A 22,659-nucleotide genomic window follows, 5' to 3' on the forward strand; every position below is an offset into this window, starting at 1 on the left:
CGACTCCTAGGAGCTCGAGTCATAAGCAAATACTCTGCGGGAGAAGAACCCTCCCTCCGAGTATTCGTCTTATGCTTATCGCTCCTGACCAGTCGTCTCAGCTTTTTAATCAATCCAGCTTCAGGGCCTAGGAGCTCGAGTCATAAGCAAATACTCTGCGGGAGAAAAACCCTCCCTTCGAGTATTTGTCTTATGCTTGTCGCTCCTGACCAAGGCCCTTCAGCTTTTTCTTAATCTAGCTTCGGCTCCTAGCTCCTCGAGGTCATAAGGATAGTCACTGCGGGAGGGAAGTGCGCCTCCCTGCGTTGCCTCTCCTTATGCTTGTCGGAGGCCTACAGGATGTAGGTCACAAAGATGTTGCCACACGATGTGGCGTTCTTAATCTTTGTTCCTTATTTCAGTCGCCTCAGCTTTTTCGTTTCCGCTGTTTTTGGCTTTCTCTTCGATTTAGGTAGGCGAGTTCGCGTTGGAGTTTGAGGTAGCTGGCAAAGCGTTCTTTGCTCAGCATTCCGGTTGATAATGCTTCTTGTACGCTGCAGCCTGGCTCGCTATCATGGTGGCAGTCTGTGAATTTACATTGTGATGATAATTCTTCTATATCCGTAAAACTATGACTGATTCCCTCGTCAGCATCCCATAATTGCAATTCCCTCATTCCAGGAGTGTCAATGATAATTCCGCCATTCTTCAGAAGTACAAGTTCTCGATGTGTGGTTGTATGTCGGCCTTTATCATCATCTTCCCGAATGGATTTTACTTCCAGAATGGAATCACCATATAGGACATTGGTTAAGGTTGATTTCCCCGTACCGGAGGAACCAAGTAAGGCAATCGTTTTCCCCTCTTGAATATAAGGGTCTAATTGCTCTAAACCCTCTCTTTTTTCAGCACTGATGGCATGAATCGGGACCCCTAAAGCAATTCTTTCTGCTTCTTTAATTTTTTGCTCACTATCATCACATAAATCGGATTTACTCAAGATAATGACTGGATTAGCTCCACTTTCCCAAGCCATTAGTAAATATCGCTCCAGTCTGCGCAGATTAAAATCGGTATTTAGAGCATTAACTAAGAAGACTGTATCAATATTGGTGGCAACTAGCTGTTCTTCTGTAGTCACTCCAGCCTTTTTTCTTGAGAACTTACTTTTTCTCGATAGAACTGCATGGATGGTTGCTTTTTGTTCCTCTTTTCTGGAAGTGATGACGACCCAGTCACCGACTGCGGGAAAATCGGAGCTTTCCTTTGCTTCATGCCGCATTTTTCCTGTAACTTCAGCTAACAGATTACCATCCTCGCATAAAACGCGATACATTCCTTTATGCTCCAGGGCGATCCGGCCAGCTGTATATCCCTTATTTGCATATTGTTTAAAAGCTTCTACAAAATATTGATTCCAACCTAATTGTTTTAATTTCAATTTAAATTCCTCCAAATGTTTGTATGTGATTGCATATAAAAAGGAGACCGAACGCACCGGTCTCCTTTTTGTCAGATCTGAATAAGACAAATCAGACAAATAAAAACCATGGGCTACGCACAGCCCATGGAAAATATGCAAATTCAATCATATGGAACATACGGAATTTAAGCATCCTTACCAGAGGGCTGTGATATGAAATTGATTTGGGTTAATTGAACAAATTGAGTATTCATAAAACATTCCTCCTTCATGTAAGTGATTACATTAACTATAGTGTAAGTGTGTACGGTTTGTAAATATTTTATTCAATTTTTTTGAAAATGTTCTATATGACATTTATCATATTCGCCTATTGACGTTTATGACTGTTTTGGAGCTCTGTGACGGTATATCATTAAAGATAAATAATAGTTTAGAGGTGAACAGAATGTCGAAGGAGAAAAATATATCCTTAAGAAAACAAATTGCTCCCTATGAAAAGGCAAATACAAAATCAAGCGTACAACAAATTTTAAATACATTTTTACCGTTTCTGATCTTTTGGTTTGCTGCGTATCAAAGCTTAGAGATTTCGTATTGGCTGACATTGTTTTTTGCGGTACTTACATCTGGGTTTGTTATTAGATTATTTATTATCTTCCATGATTGTTGCCATCAATCCTTTTTTAAGAAGAGGAAATGGAACGATATATTGGGGACAATAACCGGAGTTATTACGATGTTCCCGTATGAACAGTGGAAAAGAAGCCATTCTATTCATCACGCAACAAGCAGTAATTTAAATAAGCGCGGAACCGGAGACATTTGGATTATGACCGTTGAAGAATACAAGGAGGCATCGTTTAAAGAAAAATTAACGTACCGCCTGTATAGAAATCCAATTGTTATGTTCGGATTAGGCCCAATCTATTTATTCTTAGTTACAAATCGACTCAATCGTAAGGGTGCCAGAAGGAAAGAGCGCATCAATACGTATATTACCAATCTATCAATCATCGTCATTTATGCATCTATGTGCTTGCTCATCGGATGGAAGGAATTTTTATTAATTCAATTACCGATCTTGTTTATTGCTGGCGCTTTAGGAATCTGGTTATTTTATGTACAGCATCAATTTGAGGATTCGTATTTTGAAGAAGAACAAGACTGGGATTATGTAAAAGCGGCGATTGACGGAAGCTCCTATTATAAGCTTCCCAAAGTTCTTCAATGGGTAACTGGGAATATAGGCTTTCATCACGTCCACCATTTAAGTCCGAGAGTGCCGAATTATCATCTTGAAAAAGTCCATAACGAAACTGCTCCTTTACAGGAGGCTACGACAATTACAATTGCCACAAGTTTAAAAGCAATCCGTTTTCGATTATGGGATGAAAAAGGAAAAGGATTTGTGAGTTTTAAAGACTTGAATAGGCGTTCCAGCAAGGTAAAGCCATAATTTAAGATGAACCAAAAAATACAGTAGACATACTGTATTTTTTGTATTTACTGGTATATGCTAGAGTAAATTATTGGGGGAGGGAAGGGGCAAGTGAAAGCAGTGTATCAGTTATTACCGAACAAAGGGCTGAATATCTATATTTGGCTTGTATTTTGTATTCTCCCTTTTTATTTTATTATTAATACGAAATCAATTTTAATGATTGTAATAGGCATCATTCTTATCCTGTTATTTTTTGTTAGCAATCGTGTTTCAGCTATTTCAAAAGGTGGGTCTGTTTATTTTTGGGTGAGCCTCCAAATAGTCATTTGTATTGCTATGTCTTTAATTTTTAACTTCGTTTATTTTTCACTTTTTTTGGCCTATTTTATTGGGAATATTGAAAATAAAGTAGGATTCTTTATTTTATATGGCATCCATGTCGGTGGGACAGTTATGACGGTTTATTGGGGCTTCATTACACAAAACCCACTATTTTTTTCACAATTCCCCTTTATTATAATAAGTGTAATCGGTGTTATTTTACTTCCTCTGAGTTCTTATAGTATTCATAAAAGAGAAAGGTTGGAGGCTCAGTTGAAGGATGCCCACCAACAAATATCAGATTTAATTAAGCTTCAAGAACGACAACGTATTGCCAGGGATTTACATGATATTCTTGGACAGAAACTTTCTTTAATCGGATTGAAGAGTGACTTAGCTGGAAAACTGATCCAAATAAATCCTGAACAAGCAAAGCATGAACTGAATGATATTCGATTGACTGCCAGAGTTGCATTGAAAGAAGTACGTGAAATAGTGGCTGACATGAGAGGTACCAAATTAGAAGACGAGTTAATCCGGGTCAAGCAGATATTAAAGGCTGCTCAAATGGAGTTTTATGTTGAAGGTGAAAAGCGTGTTCATAAAATTCCGTTGCTCGTTGAAAATGTCTTGAGCATGTGCTTAAAGGAGGCGATCACTAACATTGTGAAACATAGCAGTGCGACTGCATGCAAACTGAATATACAAAAAACATCTACAGAATTAACAATGGTCATTCAGGATAATGGGAGAGGGATTGTCGAAAAAGATATGCAAGAAGGAAATGGTCTAAATGGCATGAGAGAGCGGCTTGAATTTGTAAATGGAAGTCTTGATATTCAAGTAGATTCAGGGACGGAACTAGTTTTTAGAATTCCATTGATAGATAGGCCACTCCAACAGGAGGTAATGGCATGATTAAAATCGTGATAGCAGAAGATCAAAGAATGTTGCTTGGTGCATTGGGCGCATTATTAGATTTAGAATCAGATATGACTGTGGTTGGTAAAGCAAAAAATGGAGACGAAGCTCTAAGCATGATCAACCAGCACCATCCTGATATTTGTGTGATGGATATTGAAATGCCTGGAAAAAGTGGATTAGATGTTGCAGAAGAATTAAAAGGAACCGGATGTAAAGTCATTATTTTAACGACTTTTGCGCGAGCAGGTTACTTTGAAAGAGCACGGAAAGCTGATGTGCGCGGTTATTTACTAAAGGATAGCCCGAGTGAAGAATTGGCTAATTCCATTCGGACTATCATGGATGGCCGGCGTATCTATGCACCTGAACTCGTTGACATGATCTACGAGGAGGAGAACCCTCTGACGGAGCGTGAACAACAAGTTTTGGGGTTAATTGCAGACGGAAAAAATACAAAGGAAATTGCCAAACAATTATATATAACGACAGGAACGGTTCGTAATTATATATCCGTTATCCTTGATAAATTAGACGTCAGTAATCGAATAGAAGCCATCTCTCGATTTAAAGAAAAAGGTTGGTTTAAATAGACTCTGAGTTTTTTGTAATACTATATGATTGATAATGTCCTAATTTTCTAGGAATATTTATAATATTTATGAATGAAGGTAAAATAGAATTGGGCAACTTGATTTATTTGTCACTCTATTTTACTTTTTTATTTGTTTTGAATATACCACAATAGACCGATCCCACATATTAATCCCTTCACAGTAATAGACTTCGTAGTACAGCAACTTAAATCCAAACGAAACTTCAATGCAATGCATTCACTAAACTATATTTAATCGTTTTAAATCCCTGCTTCTGATAATGATAAAAATATGTATTCCTAGATAATAAAATAATTTAATTTAATAGATTGATCACGAAATATAAAGTAGGTAGTAATAAGTAGTATTATTCCGAAAAATGGCAATCAGTGGAATAATTTGGTTGACGAGCCAACTTTATATACATATAATTCTAAATAACCCATATAATTTCTGAAAATAAAAAATATTGAGGTAAGTATTTGCAAGGGGGAAGAACGTTGATTGTTTTTGATCAGGTGAATAAGTATTTTGGTGATTTTCATGTTTTGAAAGATATAAATCTACAAATTGATAAGGGTGAAGTTGTAGTCGTCATTGGTCCCTCTGGATCTGGTAAAAGTACGATGCTCAGATGTATTAATCGGTTGGAGAGTATTAATAGCGGTACTTTAAAAGTCAATGATATTTCGGTCAATGATAAGAAGACAGATATTAATAAAATCCGTCGTGAAATTGGAATGGTTTTTCAACATTTTTATTTGTATCCTCATAAAACAGTACTTCAAAATATTACATTGGCTCCTATAAAGGTTTTAGGTAAATCTGAAAAGGAAGCTGTAAAAACTGCAAAAATCTATCTCGAAAAAGTAGGTATTCCTGACAAGGCGAATGCATATCCAGCCCAGCTTTCAGGTGGACAGCAACAACGTGTAGCCATTGCGAGGGGATTAGCGATGAATCCGGAAATAATGCTCTTTGATGAGCCAACTTCAGCTCTCGATCCTGAGATGATTGGCGAAGTGTTAGATGTTATGAAGGCATTAGCAAAGGAAGGCATGACAATGGTTGTTGTTACACATGAAATGGGCTTTGCGAAAGAGGTTGCCAATCGTATTGTCTTTATGGATGAAGGGAAGATTTTAGAGGAATCAACACCGGCTGAATTTTTTACGAACCCAGAAGAAGAAAGGGCTCGTACATTCTTGAGCCGTATATTAAATCATTAATAAGGGGGAAAAAGAATGTCACTAAAAAAGTTTTGGAAGGTATCTATCATTTCGATTATGGCTGTATTGATGTTGGCAGCTTGCGGCAAAGAGGATGAAAAAACAGGAGGATCTGCTGAAAACGGTCTGGGGAAAATCAAGGATAAGGATAAAATCGTCTTTGGTGTAAAAAATGATACTCGCCTGTTTGGATTAAAGAATACAAGTACTGGCGAAGTGGAAGGCTTTGATATTGATATTGCCAAAGCACTGACTAAAGAAATTCTTGGAGATGAAAATAAAGTCGAATTCACGGAAGTAACCTCTAAAACTCGTGTTCCACTCCTTCAAAATGGAAAGATTGATGCTGTAGTTGCCACAATGACCATTACAGAAGAACGTAAAAAAGAAGTGGATTTTACAGATGTATATTTTGAAGCAGGGCAATCCTTGCTTGTTAAAAAGGGAAGTAAAATCAAAAGTATTGATGATTTAAAAGCAGGTACGAAAGTTCTTGCAGTTAAAGGTTCTACGTCTGCTGTTAATATCGCTGAAAAAGCACCGGATACAGAAGTTCTTCAATATGAAAACTATGCTGAAGCCTTTACTGCCCTTAAATCTGGACAAGGGGATGCCCTAACTACGGATGATTCTATCCTTTATGGAATGGTTGCTGAAGACCCTTCCTATGAATTAGTTGGCGGTCAATTTACAGAAGAGCCTTATGGCATTGCGGTTAAAAAAGGTAATAGTGAATTAGTGGATGAATTAAATAAAGCACTTAAAACGATTAAAGAGAACGGAACTTATGATGAGATTTTCAACAAATGGATTAAAAAATAAATAATTTCTCCGGTCAGGATGGGCAGAAAGCTCATCCTGATTGATTAAGAGGAGTGAAATAATTGCTGGATTTTTCGATACTCACAGAAAATATGGATATGTATTTAGATGGTTTTTACAAAACGATACAAATTAGTCTCTTGGCTCTTGTGGGAAGCTTTTTATTAGGAGCGATTATAGCCGTGATAAGGATTGCACCATTCAAGCCGCTGAATTGGGTTGGTACAGCCTATGTTGAGTTTGTACGAAATATCCCATTGTTGATCATTGCATTTATCTTTTACTATGGGGCCAAGATGCCAGGTTTTGCGGCAGGTTCGTTAGCCTTAACGATTTATACGGCTGCGTTTATTGCAGAAGCCATTCGGGCAGGGATTCTTTCTGTACATAAAGGGCAAATGGAAGCGGCGCGTTCTTCAGGTTTAACCTATGGACAGGCTATGAGAATGGTTATTTTACCTCAAGCGATCAAAATAGTTATTCCTCCATTAGGAAATCAATTTATCAATCTAGTTAAAAATTCATCGATTCTGGCTGTTATTGCCGGGGGTGAATTAATGTATCAAGCTGATTTGATTTCTCTTCACACATTTGTCGTGTTCGATGTTTATGTGTTTGTTGCTGTATTCTATTTGATTCTAACTATTCCACTCAGTTTAGGTGTTGGCTATTTAGAAAAACACCTGGCAAAAAGTTCGTAAGGAGGCGTAATCATGGATTTTGCAGGAGCATATACGCCCGATAATCTCAAATTTTTATTAGATGGTTTTCTTGTTACATTAGAGGTTGCTGTTATTTCAATTATCCTTAGTTTTCTTATAGGAGGGATATTGGGCATCATCCGCTATGCCAAGATACCGGTGTTATCAAATGTAGTCGCTGTTCTGGTGGAAACCATCAGGAATCTGCCATTAATCTTAATTATTTTCTTTGTTTATTTTGGCTTACAGGATCCTAGCAGAAGCTGGTCCTTGGATATGAGTGTAACGACCGCTGCCATATTGGCGTTAACGACTTTTGAATCTGCTATGATATCGGAAATTATTCGAAGCGGTTTAAACTCCGTGCCAAAAGGTCATATAGAAGCGGCTCGTTCATCAGGGCTCAATTATATGCAGACTCTTATTCATATTATTTTGCCACAGGCCTTACGCAATATGGTTCCTCCTATCGTCAGTCAGTTTATTTCCTTATTAAAAGATACATCATTAGCGGTTATTATCGCCTTGCCTGAACTGACACATAACGGACAAATCATCTACGCTCAAAATGGGAACTATATTTACCCCGTCCTAATCCTTATTGCACTTATGTATTTCGTTGTCAATTATGGGTTATCACAGATTGCGCGGAGATTAGAGCTTAAGAGGGCTTAAAAAAGTACGAGTTTCGCATCATCCATAAGGATGATGCTTTTTCACTTTTGCTCATTAGATTGATTTATTATCATATACATAAAGAATACATTTCGTTGAACTCTGTATGTATAGGAATAAATGAATAAGAAAATATACTGTTTTTTAATCAGATACATTTATAGTATGATAATTATTGAGATTAAAAGAAAGTGACGCATGGATGGCTAATTAGTATGGTCATGGAAAGATGATTTTCATGATTTTCCAACCATTTGCAGTGATTTTCTATCGTGATTCATGTATATAATAAGATATGACAAATATAAATTCAGAAGGTTGAGAGTATGAATAAACAAAAAATAGTTGAAGAATTGCAACAGATTATTCAGACAGAACATATTAAACAGGATGAACCTTTACGTGAATATACTTTTACTAAAACAGGTGGGAATGCTGACTTTCTAGTGTTACCAACAACCTATGAAGAAGTTCAAAATACGATTCTATATGCCCATAAGAATGATATTCCGCTGACCATTTTAGGAAATGGGTCTAATTTAATTATTAGAGATGGTGGAATCAGAGGGATTGTCCTGATACTAAGTCATTTAGAAAAGATTTATATGGAAGACGGAAAAATTATAGCACAGAGTGGTGCAACTATTATTAATGTATCCAGATTTGCTTTAGAACAGAAGTTAACTGGCCTTGAGTTTGCGTGCGGTATTCCCGGATCAGTTGGTGGAGCTGTATATATGAATGCAGGCGCTTATGGCGGGGAAATATCACAGGTCATTGAGTCAGCTGTCGTATTAAATGAGAAGGGTGAACTTCTTACACTGACAAAAGATGAGATGGAGCTTACTTACCGCAGCAGTTTGATTGCTAAGCAAAATTATCTCGTTCTTGAAGCCCGTTTTGCACCGGTGCCGGGAGATGTAAACGTAATTAAAGAAAAAATGGATGAGTTAACGTTTTTAAGGGAGTCCAAGCAGCCACTCGAATATCCGTCCTGTGGAAGTGTATTTAAACGTCCTCCAGGCTATTTTGCTGGTAAACTTATTCAGGATAGCGGTCTGCAAGGTGCTCAAATTGGCGGAGCTCAGGTATCTACAAAACATGCTGGTTTCATCATCAATACTGGAAATGCAACGGCTACTGACTATCTGGCATTAATCAAACATGTACAGGATACGGTTAAAGCTAATTATGGTGTCAGTCTGGAAACAGAAGTAAAAATAATTGGTGAAGAAGAATAAATTTATAGGTATATTGAATGCAAAAGCCCCTCATGCAAGAGGGGTTTTTTTGTGTTAATCAGGAGTAAAAAGAGTTTATAAGAGCAAAAAAGTTTAGAATTTCCCTAAATGAGCTATAGTAATAAGTGGGGAAATAGTTTTGACTAAAAAAATACATAAAAGGAGTGGTTGTTTGCAGTCAAAAATAAGTATAAAAAATGTCGTAAAGGTGTTTGGTAAATCTCCGCAATCTGCAATGGATCTATTGAATCAGGGCGTTTCAAAAAAAGATATCTTAAAGAAAACGGGATGTACCATTGGTGTTAACAAAGTAAATCTTGATATCTATGAAGGGGAAATATTCGTAGTTATGGGATTATCGGGGAGTGGGAAATCCACGTTAATTCGAATGTTAAATCGTCTTATTGCTCCGACATCCGGTGAGATTTTGATTGATAATGAGAATATAGTCAACATGTCACCGGCTGAATTACGTGAAACCAGAAGAAAGAAAATTAGCATGGTGTTTCAAAACTTCGCCCTATTCCCTCATAAAACGATCCTGGAAAATACAGAGTATGGATTGGAAATTCAAAATATACCCGAACAGGAACGAAAACAGAAGGCAATGGAATCACTAGAAGTGGTTGGCCTAAAAGGATATGAAGATCAATATCCATCCCAGTTGAGTGGCGGGATGCAGCAGCGTGTTGGGCTTGCGAGAGCTTTAGCCAGTGATACAGATATTCTTCTTATGGATGAGGCGTTTAGTGCCCTTGATCCTCTTATCCGTAAAAGCATGCAGGATGAGCTGCTGGAAATACAGGATAATTACAAAAAAACCATTGTGTTTATTACACATGATTTGGATGAAGCTTTAAGAATAGGTGACCGGATCGCCTTGATGCGTGATGGCAGGGTCATTCAAGTGGGAACTCCTGAAGAAATCATGATGAATCCTGCTAATGATTATGTGGAGCGATTTATTGAAGGAATTGATTTGTCGCATGTTCTGACAGCGTCTTCGATTATGACACGGGCGGAACGTATTACAATTGATAGAGGTCCTCGTGTTGCCCTGCAAATTATGAAGGATAGGGGATACTCCAGTATATTTATTGTAGACCGTAGACAGACATTGCTTGGGGCGCTATCTGCCGATCAGGCAAGAGAAGCTATACTAAAGCAAATCCCTATCGAAGAGATCATGACAAAAGAAGTGCCAACAGCATTGGAAAATACTATTCTATCTGATTTGCTTGACGATATGGCAAATGCCCAAATTCCTTTAGCAATTGTTGATGAGGCTAACAGATTGAAGGGTGTTCTTGTACGTGGTGTTGTTATTGGAGCATTGGCTGGCAACAAAGATGTACTCCAAGATAAGGAGGAAAGTCAATGAACCTAGAAAAATTACCGATAGCTGCTGGAGTAGACCGTTTTGTTGATTGGGTGACAGAAGTATGTGGACCATTTTTTAATTGGGTCTCAATCGTTATTCAAACCATTATAGATACAAGTGTGGAGGTACTGGGCTTAGGGCCTTCTATTATATTAATTATCCTGATTACGCTGCTAGTTTTTTATACAAATAATTGGGGAATGGCCTTATTAACATTTATAGGATTATTACTGATTGATAATCTGGGACTTTGGGATGCTATGATTCAAACATTAGCATTAGTATTGGCATCCGTTCTGATTACGGTTATTATCGGAGTTCCGATTGGTATTTGGGCATCACAAAGTAATATTGTAAAGAGAATCATTATGCCGATCCTGGATTTTATGCAAACAATGCCAGGCTTTGTTTATCTGATTCCTGCGATCCTTTTCTTTGGAATTGGAGTCGTTCCTGGAATCGTGGCCTCTTTCATTTTTGCTGTTGCGCCGACGATTCGAATGACGAATTTAGGAATCAGGGAAGTTCCGGGAGATTTAATTGAAGCATCACAAGCCTTTGGTTCCACCACATGGCAAAAAATTACGAAAGTCCAATTGCCATTGGCTGTTTCCACTATTATGGCTGGAATCAATCAAAGTATCATGCTTTCTTTATCTATGGTGGTTATGGCATCCCTTGTTGGTGCACCTGGATTAGGTGCTGAGGTATACCGTGCCGTTTCACAAATTGCGGTAGGTGAAGGATTTGAAGCTGGACTAGCACTTGTCATCATTGCAATTATTTTGGATAGAGTATCGCAAAACCTTAGAACTCCTGTATATGAAAAAGTAATTTCTAAGAAATGGGTCTATGGTTTCTTAATTTTAGTCTTTCTTGGAGGATATGCTTATATTGCAGTATCTTCATCTGCAGAAACAGGCACGAAAGATAGTGCCTATGTAGGCGATCAGGTGGATTATAAGATCGTTGGCATCGAGCCTGGAGCAGGAATTATGTCAGCAACTGAAGAAGTGTTGAAGAAATATGAACTGGAAAAAGACTGGACTTTACAGGAAGGATCATCTGCTGCTATGGTTGCTGAGCTTCAAAAAGCTTACGATAATCAGGATCCAATTGTTCTGACAGGTTGGACACCGCATTGGAAGTTCCAAAAATATGATTTGAAATATTTAGATGATCCTAAGAATGTATATGGTGATAGTGAAAATATTAATACATTAGTCCGAAAAGGCTTGAAAGAAGAGTTGCCCGGAGCAGAACAAATCTTAGATCAATTTTACTGGACTCCAGCTGATATGGAAGAGGTAATGGTGAATATGGAAGGTGGAATGACTCCAGAAGAGGCAGCAACCGAATGGATTGAAAAATATCCAAATAAAGTGGATCAATGGCTGACAGGTGCAGAAAAGGGAGAAGGACAAAGTATTAGTCTAATCTATGTTGCCTGGGAGTCAGAGATCGCATCAACAAATGTTATTGGTGAAGTATTAAGAATGCATGGATATAGTCCGGAATTAAAGCAGGTAGAAGTTGGACCGATGTATGCATCAATTGCCAATCAAAAAGCAGATGCCATGGTTGCGGCTTGGCTGCCATTAACTCATAAAGCCTACTATGATAAGTATAAGGAAGATTTAATCGACCTAGGTCCAAATCTAAAAGGTGCCAAGAGTGGACTTGTTGTTCCTACTTACATGGATGTAGACTCTATTGAGGATTTGATAAAAAAAGAAGATTAGGTCCTATTTTTAGAAGAGAATTCAACTCTAAAGATTTGATAACCTGTAGGCATGAGTTCGGTACTATACTGGACTCATGCTTTTTTGTACAATTTTAAAAATCTCTTGAATTCGAGGTAAAGGGCGATAAAGAATCGCCCTTTTACTTTTCTAGGATTCGGTTTAATTCAGAGCTTAAAATTCGTATTCCATCTTGACTTAATATTAGTTTTCCATTGGCCAGGGAGATATTTTGGTTGCTCACTTCTCCGGTGATGGCACATGCTTTACCCGGAGTGTATTTTTGTAGAATAATTTTATCCTCATCCGTAAAAATCTCGATGGAATCTTTTATATTTATATCAAGAGTTCTTCTTAGTTCAATTGGGAGTACAATTCTGCCGAGCTCGTCTACTTTTCTAACTATCCCCGTAGATTTCATTTTTACACCACTCTTCTTCCTTTTTATTGAATAATAGTATTATTTTGGTTAAATGTAAATGGATTTGCTCAAATATTAACAAGATTGTAATACATAATACTATGTTAGAAATAATGTTATTCATATGCTCATCATTCTACGTTTTTTTTGAATAAATTATTGTACCAATGGACAATTTACAGAAGAAGGAGGTGGATGTTATGGCTAAAATTGGTGTGGAGCAATCTTTATCAGATGTTCAACAAGCTTTACGTGATAAAGGGCATAATGTAATTGAATTAAAACAGGAATATGACACAGAAGGGTGCGATTGCTGTGTTGTAACCGGCCTGGATAATAACGTAATGGGTATGCAGGATACCGCCATGAAAGGCTCAGTCATTAATGCGGATGGTCTTACTGCAGAGGAAGTATGTCAGGCAGTTGAAAATAAGATTCAATAAAAAAACTAACGGTTGCTAATCTGAGCGGCCGTTAGTTTTTTGTTATATGTAAAGTGTTTTTAATAGGATCGTACTGGTGAAATGAGATGAAGATAAGATGGATCATTAACAGGTTCAATTAAAACCGGTCTAAAAGATCCATCAAAACTTACTTTTATTTCACTTTCTTTGATATTTTTCAAGGCATCGAGCAGAAATTCTCCATCAAGAGAAAGGCTTAATTCTTTCTCCCCCTGAATCATATTGATATCCAATACTTCTACTATTTTCCCTATTTCTGTTGAGTTGGAAGAAATCTTTAGTTGTTTTCCATTTCGCATTTCAATAAATATATTGTTATTTTTCCATACACTTGCAAACAGACGAGCCCGATCAATGCCCTTTAACAGCTTTACTGTATCCAGTATGATAACGGTTTTAGAGTCTGTTGGAATAAGTTTAGATATGCCAGGAAAATTACCTTCAATTAGTCTGGAATAAAAAGAGGTAGTTGGTGATTTGAATACGATATAGTTGTCCGTTATGTGAAAATGTATAAAACCTTCTTCACTATTCATTAACTTTGTGAGCTCAGTAAGACTGGTGCCAGGAACAATGAAAGACGCTTCAATTCGGGAGTGTATGGGTATTTCCCTTAAAACCAGTCGATGTGAATTAGTTGCGATGCAAGTAAGCTTGTTGTCTTTAAAAGACATATTAACGCCAGTTAGAACAGGTCTAGTATCACTGTTGGAAACGGCAAATGTAGTTTGATTGATTATTTCTATTAAGGTAGAGTTGTTTATCTGTATAAAAGGATCTGTATCAATGGAAGGATAAGTAGGATACTCGCCGGGATTAAATCCATTTAGGTAGACCATGACTTCACCTGATTGAATAGTGGCTGATTTATTTCCACTCACCTTAATATGAATGTCCTCCGATAATTTTTTTACCACTTCACATAAGTATTTTGATGGAAGGACTGCACAGCCTGGTTCAACTACTTCTAAAATAATCTCTCCCTTCATTTCTAAGGGGATTTTTCTTTCTATTATTATATTCGTATTGCTGCCAATCAAAATTAAACCATCATGATGTGCTACTATCTTGATTCCGCTCAAAATGGGTAAAAGCGACTTTGTTGTTACTGCTCTGCTAACATCAGATAATGCCTGATTGAAATACTCTTTATCTATTATAAATTCCATAGGAAATCTCCAAGTTCTTAATTATTTTGATATATATTCAATTCTCTATAAAAAATCATATTCCTTCTTGCTTTAATCAGCTTCACATAAAAAGCATGGCTATCTTTGGTGGTTGGAAGATAAGCCTGATTTTAGAAGGTGCTTTTAAAATAGAATATCGAATAATATCGCATCTCTAAATATAAGGGTATGACTTTACTAAGAGGTTTGTCCAATTGCCAATTCAATATACTTTTATCTCCTTATCTTTTCATATAAAGAAAGTGCGGGCACTGGATTTCTCCTTAGTTGCTCCGCACGAATGGTTTACTCCATAACATTTCTGACGAATAGCTCTTTATTTTGGAAAATGATGATACTAGCCCAGGCAAGTAATAGACCGGAAATCAGGAATACGAATCTGACCCCCATTAAATCTGCTATGATTCCCATTAATAATGAGGAGATACCAAAAATGCCAGTAGAGACAGCTCCTAAAGAAGTATATACCGTTGATAGTTCATCCTTCCCTACACTGGATTGGATGATGGTTTGTTGCGGAATGTTCTTGATTTGTCCGACAATCCCTACGCATAAAGATAGGAATAAGGCGACAATAGGAATACTGTTCATACTAAATAGTATAGTTATCAGGAATGTCGCCAACAAATTTATTAAAATGACATTTCCTAACCTTTTTTCAATAAAGGTGGAGTATTTCACACAGTAGACGCTGCCAGCTATTAAACCCAAAAAGTAAGCACCGTTAATAAATCCCCACCATTTTTCATCACTATTTAAGGCATCTCCGACAAAAATCAAGATAATCGCCGCAATCCAAACTGTCCCAGCAATCGTTTCAAGAATATCCACCTTTACGATTTTTCTTAATATAGGTGTAGTAGATACTGTTTTCCAGCCTTTTTGAATTTGAGCTAATTTCCCGCTTTGATAGATAGGTTGTTTGCTAGGGACATGATCCAAAAAAGACAGCAAAATACTTGCTAGGGCAAATAGGCATCCAACAACCCAAATTAATTGTTGTGAACTTAGGAAAATCAAGAATAAACTGCCTATAAACCACATAATGGTCTGTACAAATTGGGTGACGGTTTCGCTAATTCCATTCGCTTTTAGCAGTTGATCTGATTTCACAAAGTAGGGGATCAAGGTTTGCCTGATCGGATTGGCGCACCCATCGAGGAATGCAATCAATCCGATAAGTAGAAATATCCAATAAAAAGTAGATTCCGTTATGACGATTAACAAGAAACCTAAAAAAATAAGCAAAATGGTTTTCCCTATTTGTGAACCTGTCATCAACCACTTTAGGCTGATTTTTCCGAATAACAAAGGTGTCAATAAACTAGATATAAACATGCAGGTCGTAATTGTAAATGGTACAAAAGAGGCTGCGGTTGCCGAGTCGGTTAACGTGAAAATTAAGTTGATTATACTCACTGTATAAAGAATGTCACCCATATTGGCAAGCGATTGACCAGTGAGTAATAAATTGAAGTTTTTATTCATTTAAATATCCCCCATTCTTTTAAAATCACTCAATCGATTAACAGGGGGGGTTAAATTGGACTGTTCATAAAAAGCATTCCTCCTATTCACAAGTAGATAAATCTTGGGGGAATAGATTTATCAAGATTTTATTTTAAGAACACCAATATTCTTATTTACTACGATGTACCTTTAGGTAATGGATGAGTATTGTTTGATTTTATATGTAGGGAATAAGAGGATTCTGATCATATGATATACCTATTCTATAATTCACTCGAAATTCCTCCCATTGGTTTAGAGAACAAGTGATAAAGCATTCCGAGCTTGGTAAATAGACTATTTCAGCGAAAATAGGCCGTTATCGATTTTTTTGCTTGGTATATTCTGGTTAATCCGGCCGATTAAGCACATAATTGAGCCGAATACAGGAGGAATCCAGCCGAATCAGCAAAAAATCCAGCGGAAAGCAGGGGTAATCCAGCTGAATCCGTCCAAGATCCAGCCAATGCTTCCTCATATTGAGTAAATTGATATCTCCTAAAACAAAAAAGCCACCGGTGCTGACCCGGCGGCAAACATACAATCAATATTTATAGTGCTTGAACATTTCGTACTTGAGCATGGTAAATTTGATAAAGCAACAGAGCTCCTAAGGTAAGAATCGCTCCTGAAATATAAGGGAGCCCAATCGAATAGGAGTACAATAAACCTCCAAGTGGAGGGCCAATGATTCTGCCCAGGGAATCAAAGGATGAAAGAAGTCCGGTTGAACCGCCATGCCCCCCTTTTGAAGTCTTCGTCAATAATGCAGTAACAGCTGGACGAATGACCCCGTTCCCCAAGCCAAAGATGGTCAAAAAGATTGTAGCTGTCCAGAAACTATTAGTGAATAGGATCAGGATAAACCCAATAACGGATACGACTAGCCCAATTTGAATGACGCGACCTTCTCCCCATTTCTTCGTCATGATACCAATGAGCCCTCCCTGTACAATTGCGCTGCCAAACCCCATCACCATAAAAATATAGCCTAATTGAACGGTATCAATTCCTGCCCTTTTAGCGGCAAAATAAGCAAATGTTGTTTCAAGACCAGCCATGGACAAAGATACAATGCATTGAAGCACAAAAAGAATGGAGACTGCACCGGTGAAGTTTTTCCACATCGAATGGTTCGTCGATTTCTGCTTCCCTAGTTGTTCAGCAGGCAAGGATTCTTTCAAGATGATGAGAACTAACAGGAAGGTGAAAGTCGAAAGGATTCCGGCAATTAAGAAGGGGGTATTTAAGCTTGATTTTGAAAGAATTCCCCCAATAGCGGGACCAAAGATAAAGCCTAACCCAGTTGCAGCACCGATAATCCCCATTCCTTTTCCACGATCCTCTTCCGTTGTAATATCCGCAACATAGGCCATCGTTGTTGGCATATTGGCAGAAGAAAGGATACCGCCAATGATCCGTGCTACAAACATGACCCACAATGAATCGGCCATTGCCATGATGAAGAATGATAAGGCCAGGCCAAAAATGCCGATTAACATGACTGGTTTTCTGCCAATCCGATCCGATATCTTCCCCCAAACCGGAGCAAAGATTAATTGCATTAACGAATAGGTCGCCATTAAAAAGCCAAGCTGAGTAGGCGTACCGCCAACCTCTTCTGCTAAGAAAGGAAGGACCGGAATGATAATGCCGAAGCCAACCATAACTAAAAACATGACAAGGAATAGAAGGGGCAATACTTTTTTATTTTCCATGCGTTTCTCCTCTAAAACCGCTTAAAATACTTGAATGGAGTAAAAGTGCTCAGGATGTTACACAGATTTATGTATCAAGCGGTTACGTAATAGTTATGTACTTTTCAACTGTACAAAATCAACATTTCAAACGTCAATTGTAAAGACTTTCAGAGTAATATAGCGGGCTTTAAAAAATGTTTTGACTGACATTTTACCGACACATTATGGTCATATAGTTTGTTTATAGAAAAGCTTTTCGAACTATTTACCTGTTATAGATTGTCAGAGAGGATGAGTAAGATGAATTTTATTAAAAGGGCTTTTTTAAGTGTAAAAGCCAGAAAAGGGAAGAGCATTTTACAGTTGGTTATATTTACTGCTATTTGTGTGCTTGTGTTATCAGGTCTTTCCATTCAGACAGCAGCAAACAAATCAGCAGAGCTCGCAAAACAGAGTCTTGGCAGTGAAGTTACACTTAGTGCAGATCGTGAAAAACTAATGGAACAGCAACGGCAGGAGCGTGAAAATCAAGAAAACAGTGGAAATAGAGAACCAGTTAGATTGATGGAAGAGCCTGTCGCGGTTAACGATGCGAATGAATTATTATCTTTGTCACAAATTAAAGGATATAACTACTATTCTACTACATTTGGAGTAGCAGGAAATTTTGATCCAATAGAAACAGAGTCAACAAGCACAACAAATGAAACGAACCAGAATGGTCGAGGTCCAGGATTTGGAGGAGGCGGCGGCGGTTCAAGCATGGCCGATACTGATATTAGTCTTCAAGGAGTCGCCTTTACAGATACAACAAGCGAGTTTATGGATGGAGATGCCGAAATGGTAGAAGGCACTCATATTTTAGAAGATCATTTAACTAAAAAGGTAGCCATTATTGAAGAGACACTGGCTGAGGAAAATGAATTGGCTGTCGGGGATCAATTAGAGATATCCTCTGCGACAGATGAAGATACAACGGTTGAAGTTGAGATAATCGGTATTTATAAAACTTCTTCAACATCAACTGATTCAGGGATGATGAATTTTACGGCTATGAATCCGTATAACAAAGTATATGTGCCATATACACTAGTCAATGAATTGAAGGGTGAAGATTACGAGGATACGATCGAAAGTGCAGTCTATTATATGAATGATCCAGCAGATACGGATTCTTTTATTAAGGATGCGGAAGCGACCGGAGCCATTGATACGGACGTATTTAAATTGGATGCTAATGACCAGCTCTATCAACAGATGGTTGAACCGATTAACAATGTAGCCTCCTTCTCTAAGAACGTTGTATATCTTGTAACCATCGCGGGTGCTATCATTCTAGGATTGATTGTCATGCTTGGTATCCGGGAACGCAAATATGAGATGGGTGTACTGCTTGCTATTGGTGAGAAGAAAAGCAAGCTGATTGGGCAATTTATTGTTGAAATATTAATAATCGCTGTGTTTGCTCTTGGTATATCTGCCGTAACGGGTAATCTAGCAGCTGATAAAATTGGTGACCAATTATTATCCCAGCAAGTTGAAACGGAGACACAATCCACCAATGATCCATTTGGCGGTAAAGGAATGCAAATGGGAGGCGGCATGGGTCCAGGAATGGATCGAGGAGGAAACGGTCCTGAAGGAGCGAATCAGGTACAGGCAGAAACAGCTCAAGTGGATGATCTAGATGTTAAAGTAACGGCTTCCGACCTTGGCGTGTTAACCGGTATTGGGTTACTGATTGCCATCCTGGCCACATTGATTCCATCATTATCTATACTTCGATTGCAGCCAAAGGCAATACTTTCTAGACAGGATTAGGAGGAATATAAATGAGCGCATTATTGGAGTTTAAGGATTTAAGTTATTGGTACAGACATAATAATAAACAGCATGATATAGTAAAGAAAATTAATGTATCTTTTAATAAGGGATTATTTTATGCTATAGTCGGCCCATCCGGTTCGGGTAAAACCACGCTGCTGGCGTTGGCGAGTGCGTTGGATGCTCCGAAAGACGGACAGGTCTTATACGAAGGTAAAGATATTAGAAAAATTGGATACACGACCTTTCGAAATAAGTATGTATCAATTGTTTTCCAGGCTTATAATTTATTACCTTATATGACAGCTTTACAAAATGTCATTACAGCCATGGAGATTACCGGCAATAAAGTTAAGGACAAAAAACAGTATGCACTTGAGATGCTTAGAAAAGTGGGTATCGATGAAAAACAGGCAGGGCAAAAGGTACTAACATTGAGTGGCGGACAGCAGCAACGTGTTTCCATTGCCCGAGCCCTTTCTTGTAAGTCCGATTTAATCGTTGCGGATGAGCCGACCGGAAATCTGGATGAGGATACCGCTCAGGATATCATTAAGTTATTTATGCAACTGGCACATGAGGAAAACAAATGTGTCATTATCGTAACGCATGATCATCATATTGCTGACATTGCAGACCAAACGATTCGTCTTTCTAAAGGCGAAATAACGATTGTTAATAATACAAGCGCACATTTGCCCCAATAAGAAAATCTACGTTTTAATGAAAATCTCCGAGTTACTCGGGGATTTTTGTCCTATCTTTTTACTCAGAGGAGTGAGCATTAGATGCAAAAGATTTTAATTGTGGAAGATGAAAAGGCTATCAGCCAGGTTTTAAAGGCATACTTGAAGAAAGTAAACTACGAAGTTGAGCAGGTATTTACAGGTGCAGAAGCCATTGCTAAATTTGAGGAGTTTCAACCAAATCTTGTTTTGCTTGATGTAATGCTCCCGGGTATGAGTGGGTGGGATATATTAAAAGAAATTCGTACGAAAAGCACATGCCCAGTTATCATGCTCACAGCACTTGGCGATATCAATTACAGGCTCACAGGCTTGAATGATGGGGCCGACGACTATATCACTAAACCTTTCATTGGAGATGAAGTAGTTGCCCGTGTCCAGGCAGTTTTAAGAAGATCCATACAAGTCATTGATGATAAGGAAAAGAAGCAGTTTGGTGCCTTATGCATTAATATGAAAGCTCATACCATCACATTAAATGGGGTTGAGCTTGACTTAACTCCGCGCGATCTCTCTCTGCTTATTTTCCTGGCTCAGCACCCAAATCAACTATTTACGAGGGATCAATTAATTGATCATGTATGGGGAATGGATTACGAAGGTAGTGACCGGGCAGTTGATTTGTCCATCAAAAGGCTGAGAAAGTCCCTGCAAAATTGGCCTTCATCTGAAGGAGAAATTAAAACTCTGCGAGGATTGGGGTATCAATTAAGTGTCTATGAAAAAAAACATTAATCAAATGGAGTTTTTAAGGAGATTGAACCTGAAAAGGGAAAATCATCAAACTAAACGTGTCAGTTTATTGAAATACTGGACGACGAGGTATCTGGTTACTCTGTTTATTGGACTTATTGTTATAGGGTTTGTTACAGGAATCATTATTAGGCAGTCCACTCTTAATAAGAACCTGGATATTAATAAATATTTAGCTGAGGAAGTGGCGGCGCGGATATTGGATCAGACAGTTGGGACTGACATCCTGCCAGAACAGAACCCCAAAGTTTTCTCAAATCGGAAAAAACTATTGGAGGTTAGCGGAAACCCATCTATTTATGTAGCAGATGTCAATGGAAAAATACTAATAGAGAATCGTTCAAGTAACCACCTTAATGTATCTTCATTTGCACCTGCACTGCTTAATAGCGAGGATGAAGTGAAACAATTAAACAATATAGGCGGTATGGATTATTATCTGGTTAAGCGGCCTCTGATTGTGAATGATACAGTAATTGGTTGGATTGTAGTTATGCAATCTGAGGATGAGTTAACTGCAGTAGATCAAGAATACAAATTACTTTTGATTATGATTATAAGTTTAGCCTTGCTCGGATGGGTTGCGATTTACTTTCTATCGAAAAGATTGGTTAAGCCGATTGAGAATGTAGCTGAGGCAGCTAAGCAGGTTCAAAAAGGTAATTATAATATTGAACTTATTGAAGAGGTAAACGAACAGGAAGTTTATGATCTTGTTCATTCCTTTAAAGAAATGGCGATTAAATTAGAGCAGCTGGAAGCAATGAGGGCAGAATTGCTGGCGGGCGTTACACATGAATTAAAAACGCCTGTCACTTCTATCAGTGGTTTACTTCAGGCTGTAAATGATGACGTTGTAACAGGGGAAGAAGCAAAAGAGTTTCTGGCGATATCTTTGCAGGAAACGACTCGTATGCAAAAAATGGTGGGGGACCTATTGGAGTTTAACTCTTTTACAGCTAATGCAATCCCAGTTAATAGAAAGTCGGTTCAAATTGGAGAAGTCATAAAAGAAATGATCTATCAATGGGAAATTGTACAGGAGGATCAATCTGTTAAGGCAACAGTAAAACTGCCTAAAGAAGAAATGACAGTATCAGCTGACCCTCTCCGTTTGCAACAAATTATCATTAATCTTATGAATAATGCCAAGCAGGCCATACAGGGAGAGGGAACGATAGAAGTTCGTGTCTATAAGCGTGACGAGAACTTTGCCGCTATTGATGTGCAGGACAGCGGTACCGGAGTGCCTCTTGCTGAACAAGACTTAATATTTGAACGTTTTTATCGTGGGGAAGAAAAAAAATACACAATCCGTGGTCTAGGATTGGGATTGCCATTCAGTAGAATGCTGGCCAATGCCATGGATGGTGATTTAGTATTAACAAAAAGCAGCAAAGAAGGAACAACCTTTACCATTATAATACCTTTATATAAAAAGTCCTGAGCTCCTAGTCTTTGAAGCCGGATTAAACAAAGTGCTGAAGGGCCTTGTCCAGGAATGAGGAGCATAAGACAGGGGCACGGAGGGGAATGTCCTCCCCCGCAGAGGCTATGCTTATGTCCCGAATTCCTAG

The 22,659-nt window shown here is 38.1% G+C and carries 20 protein-coding genes; 15 read left to right on the plus strand and 5 right to left on the minus strand.

Features of this window, described 5'->3' with window-relative positions:
- Positions 1–406 precede the first annotated feature (406 nt).
- On the minus strand, positions 407–1,420 hold the full coding sequence (rsgA, locus tag AC58NB_RS13415; RefSeq protein WP_497427349.1) for a ribosome small subunit-dependent GTPase A: 1,014 nt from the start codon (positions 1,418–1,420) through the stop codon (positions 407–409).
- Positions 1,421–1,850: 430 nt separating this feature from the next.
- Here rsgA and desA point away from each other — a divergent pair, with 430 nt between their 5' ends.
- The 10 genes from desA to AC58NB_RS13465 all read left to right on the plus strand — a co-directional run bounded on the left by desA (position 1,851) and on the right by AC58NB_RS13465 (position 12,475).
- Complete coding sequence (gene desA, locus AC58NB_RS13420) at positions 1,851–2,861, plus strand: Delta(5) desaturase DesA (protein ID WP_497427350.1); 1,011 nt, start codon at positions 1,851–1,853, stop codon at positions 2,859–2,861.
- Positions 2,862–2,954: 93 nt separating this feature from the next.
- The gene (locus tag AC58NB_RS13425; protein WP_497427351.1) at positions 2,955–4,085 is read left to right on the plus strand and encodes a sensor histidine kinase; all 1,131 of its coding nucleotides are present in this window, start codon (positions 2,955–2,957) and stop codon (positions 4,083–4,085) included.
- The gene (locus tag AC58NB_RS13430) at positions 4,082–4,681 is read left to right on the plus strand and encodes a response regulator (protein WP_497427352.1); all 600 of its coding nucleotides are present in this window, start codon (positions 4,082–4,084) and stop codon (positions 4,679–4,681) included. The genes AC58NB_RS13425 and AC58NB_RS13430 overlap by 4 nt, the downstream gene beginning before the upstream one ends.
- Positions 4,682–5,184: 503 nt before the next feature.
- The gene (locus AC58NB_RS13435) at positions 5,185–5,913 is read left to right on the plus strand and encodes an amino acid ABC transporter ATP-binding protein (RefSeq protein WP_497427353.1); all 729 of its coding nucleotides are present in this window, start codon (positions 5,185–5,187) and stop codon (positions 5,911–5,913) included.
- 15 nt (positions 5,914–5,928) lie between these two features.
- The gene (locus tag AC58NB_RS13440; RefSeq protein ID WP_497427354.1) at positions 5,929–6,735 is read left to right on the plus strand and encodes a transporter substrate-binding domain-containing protein; all 807 of its coding nucleotides are present in this window, start codon (positions 5,929–5,931) and stop codon (positions 6,733–6,735) included.
- 65 nt (positions 6,736–6,800) lie between these two features.
- The gene (locus AC58NB_RS13445) at positions 6,801–7,436 is read left to right on the plus strand and encodes an amino acid ABC transporter permease (RefSeq protein WP_497427464.1); all 636 of its coding nucleotides are present in this window, start codon (positions 6,801–6,803) and stop codon (positions 7,434–7,436) included.
- Positions 7,437–7,448: 12 nt separating this feature from the next.
- Positions 7,449–8,111 carry an amino acid ABC transporter permease gene (locus tag AC58NB_RS13450; RefSeq protein ID WP_497427355.1) on the plus strand — a complete coding sequence of 221 codons (663 nt, stop codon included), beginning with the start codon at positions 7,449–7,451 and terminating at the stop codon, positions 8,109–8,111.
- Between the two features lie 326 nt (positions 8,112–8,437).
- Positions 8,438–9,352 carry a UDP-N-acetylmuramate dehydrogenase gene (gene murB / locus AC58NB_RS13455; protein ID WP_497427356.1) on the plus strand — a complete coding sequence of 305 codons (915 nt, stop codon included), beginning with the start codon at positions 8,438–8,440 and terminating at the stop codon, positions 9,350–9,352.
- Between the two features lie 172 nt (positions 9,353–9,524).
- Positions 9,525–10,733: a quaternary amine ABC transporter ATP-binding protein gene (locus AC58NB_RS13460; protein WP_497427357.1), complete on the plus strand. Its 1,209-nt coding sequence runs from the start codon at positions 9,525–9,527 to the stop codon at positions 10,731–10,733.
- Positions 10,730–12,475: a glycine betaine ABC transporter substrate-binding protein gene (locus AC58NB_RS13465; RefSeq protein WP_497427358.1), complete on the plus strand. Its 1,746-nt coding sequence runs from the start codon at positions 10,730–10,732 to the stop codon at positions 12,473–12,475. Before AC58NB_RS13460 ends, AC58NB_RS13465 begins: the two co-directional genes overlap by 4 nt.
- Before the next feature lie 142 nt (positions 12,476–12,617).
- Here the strand turns inward: AC58NB_RS13465 and AC58NB_RS13470 are convergent, their stop codons facing one another.
- On the minus strand, positions 12,618–12,896 hold the full coding sequence (locus AC58NB_RS13470; protein WP_497427359.1) for an AbrB/MazE/SpoVT family DNA-binding domain-containing protein: 279 nt from the start codon (positions 12,894–12,896) through the stop codon (positions 12,618–12,620).
- Positions 12,897–13,096: 200 nt separating this feature from the next.
- On the opposite strand from AC58NB_RS13470, the gene AC58NB_RS13475 reads away from it, so the two are divergent.
- On the plus strand, positions 13,097–13,339 hold the full coding sequence (locus tag AC58NB_RS13475; RefSeq protein ID WP_497427360.1) for a YkuS family protein: 243 nt from the start codon (positions 13,097–13,099) through the stop codon (positions 13,337–13,339).
- Positions 13,340–13,398: 59 nt separating this feature from the next.
- Here the strand turns inward: AC58NB_RS13475 and dnaN are convergent, their stop codons facing one another.
- From dnaN to AC58NB_RS13490, 3 genes are all read right to left on the minus strand, one after another.
- Positions 13,399–14,529: a DNA polymerase III subunit beta gene (gene dnaN / locus AC58NB_RS13480; protein WP_497427361.1), complete on the minus strand. Its 1,131-nt coding sequence runs from the start codon at positions 14,527–14,529 to the stop codon at positions 13,399–13,401.
- 306 nt (positions 14,530–14,835) lie between these two features.
- Entirely contained in the window at positions 14,836–16,038 is a 1,203-nt protein-coding gene (locus tag AC58NB_RS13485) for an MFS transporter (protein ID WP_497427362.1), read from the minus strand.
- A gap of 572 nt (positions 16,039–16,610) precedes the next feature.
- Positions 16,611–17,777, minus strand: a complete 1,167-nt coding sequence (locus tag AC58NB_RS13490; RefSeq protein WP_497427363.1) for an MFS transporter — start codon at positions 17,775–17,777, stop codon at positions 16,611–16,613.
- A gap of 282 nt (positions 17,778–18,059) precedes the next feature.
- Here AC58NB_RS13490 and AC58NB_RS13495 point away from each other — a divergent pair, with 282 nt between their 5' ends.
- The 4 genes from AC58NB_RS13495 (at position 18,060) to AC58NB_RS13510 (ending at position 22,529) form a co-directional block, all read left to right on the plus strand.
- Positions 18,060–19,580, plus strand: a complete 1,521-nt coding sequence (locus AC58NB_RS13495) for an ABC transporter permease (protein ID WP_497427364.1) — start codon at positions 18,060–18,062, stop codon at positions 19,578–19,580.
- Positions 19,581–19,591: 11 nt separating this feature from the next.
- Positions 19,592–20,290 (plus strand): ABC transporter ATP-binding protein, encoded by a 699-nt coding sequence (locus tag AC58NB_RS13500; RefSeq protein WP_497427365.1) that lies wholly within the window; start codon positions 19,592–19,594, stop codon positions 20,288–20,290.
- An 81-nt stretch (positions 20,291–20,371) separates the two neighbouring features.
- Complete coding sequence (locus tag AC58NB_RS13505; RefSeq protein WP_497427366.1) at positions 20,372–21,064, plus strand: response regulator transcription factor; 693 nt, start codon at positions 20,372–20,374, stop codon at positions 21,062–21,064.
- Positions 21,048–22,529, plus strand: coding sequence for a HAMP domain-containing sensor histidine kinase (locus AC58NB_RS13510; RefSeq protein ID WP_497427367.1), 1,482 nt, complete (start codon positions 21,048–21,050; stop codon positions 22,527–22,529). The genes AC58NB_RS13505 and AC58NB_RS13510 overlap by 17 nt, the downstream gene beginning before the upstream one ends.
- Positions 22,530–22,659 lie beyond the last annotated feature (130 nt).

The organism is Pradoshia sp. TA40_28 (assembly GCF_059694525.1).

Coding starts and splice junctions, on each gene's coding strand:
- desA (WP_497427350.1), top strand. CDS start 1,851: ATGTCGAAGGAGAAAAATATATCCTTAAGAAAACAAATTGCTCCCTAT.
- AC58NB_RS13430 (WP_497427352.1), top strand. CDS start 4,082: ATGATTAAAATCGTGATAGCAGAAGATCAAAGAATGTTGCTTGGTGCA.
- AC58NB_RS13440 (WP_497427354.1), top strand. CDS start 5,929: ATGTCACTAAAAAAGTTTTGGAAGGTATCTATCATTTCGATTATGGCT.
- AC58NB_RS13450 (WP_497427355.1), top strand. CDS start 7,449: ATGGATTTTGCAGGAGCATATACGCCCGATAATCTCAAATTTTTATTA.
- murB (WP_497427356.1), top strand. CDS start 8,438: ATGAATAAACAAAAAATAGTTGAAGAATTGCAACAGATTATTCAGACA.
- AC58NB_RS13465 (WP_497427358.1), top strand. CDS start 10,730: ATGAACCTAGAAAAATTACCGATAGCTGCTGGAGTAGACCGTTTTGTT.
- AC58NB_RS13470 (WP_497427359.1), bottom strand. CDS start 12,896: ATGAAATCTACGGGGATAGTTAGAAAAGTAGACGAGCTCGGCAGAATT.
- AC58NB_RS13475 (WP_497427360.1), top strand. CDS start 13,097: ATGGCTAAAATTGGTGTGGAGCAATCTTTATCAGATGTTCAACAAGCT.
- dnaN (WP_497427361.1), bottom strand. CDS start 14,529: ATGGAATTTATAATAGATAAAGAGTATTTCAATCAGGCATTATCTGAT.
- AC58NB_RS13485 (WP_497427362.1), bottom strand. CDS start 16,038: ATGAATAAAAACTTCAATTTATTACTCACTGGTCAATCGCTTGCCAAT.
- AC58NB_RS13490 (WP_497427363.1), bottom strand. CDS start 17,777: ATGGAAAATAAAAAAGTATTGCCCCTTCTATTCCTTGTCATGTTTTTA.
- AC58NB_RS13495 (WP_497427364.1), top strand. CDS start 18,060: ATGAATTTTATTAAAAGGGCTTTTTTAAGTGTAAAAGCCAGAAAAGGG.
- AC58NB_RS13500 (WP_497427365.1), top strand. CDS start 19,592: ATGAGCGCATTATTGGAGTTTAAGGATTTAAGTTATTGGTACAGACAT.
- AC58NB_RS13505 (WP_497427366.1), top strand. CDS start 20,372: ATGCAAAAGATTTTAATTGTGGAAGATGAAAAGGCTATCAGCCAGGTT.
- AC58NB_RS13510 (WP_497427367.1), top strand. CDS start 21,048: ATGAAAAAAAACATTAATCAAATGGAGTTTTTAAGGAGATTGAACCTG.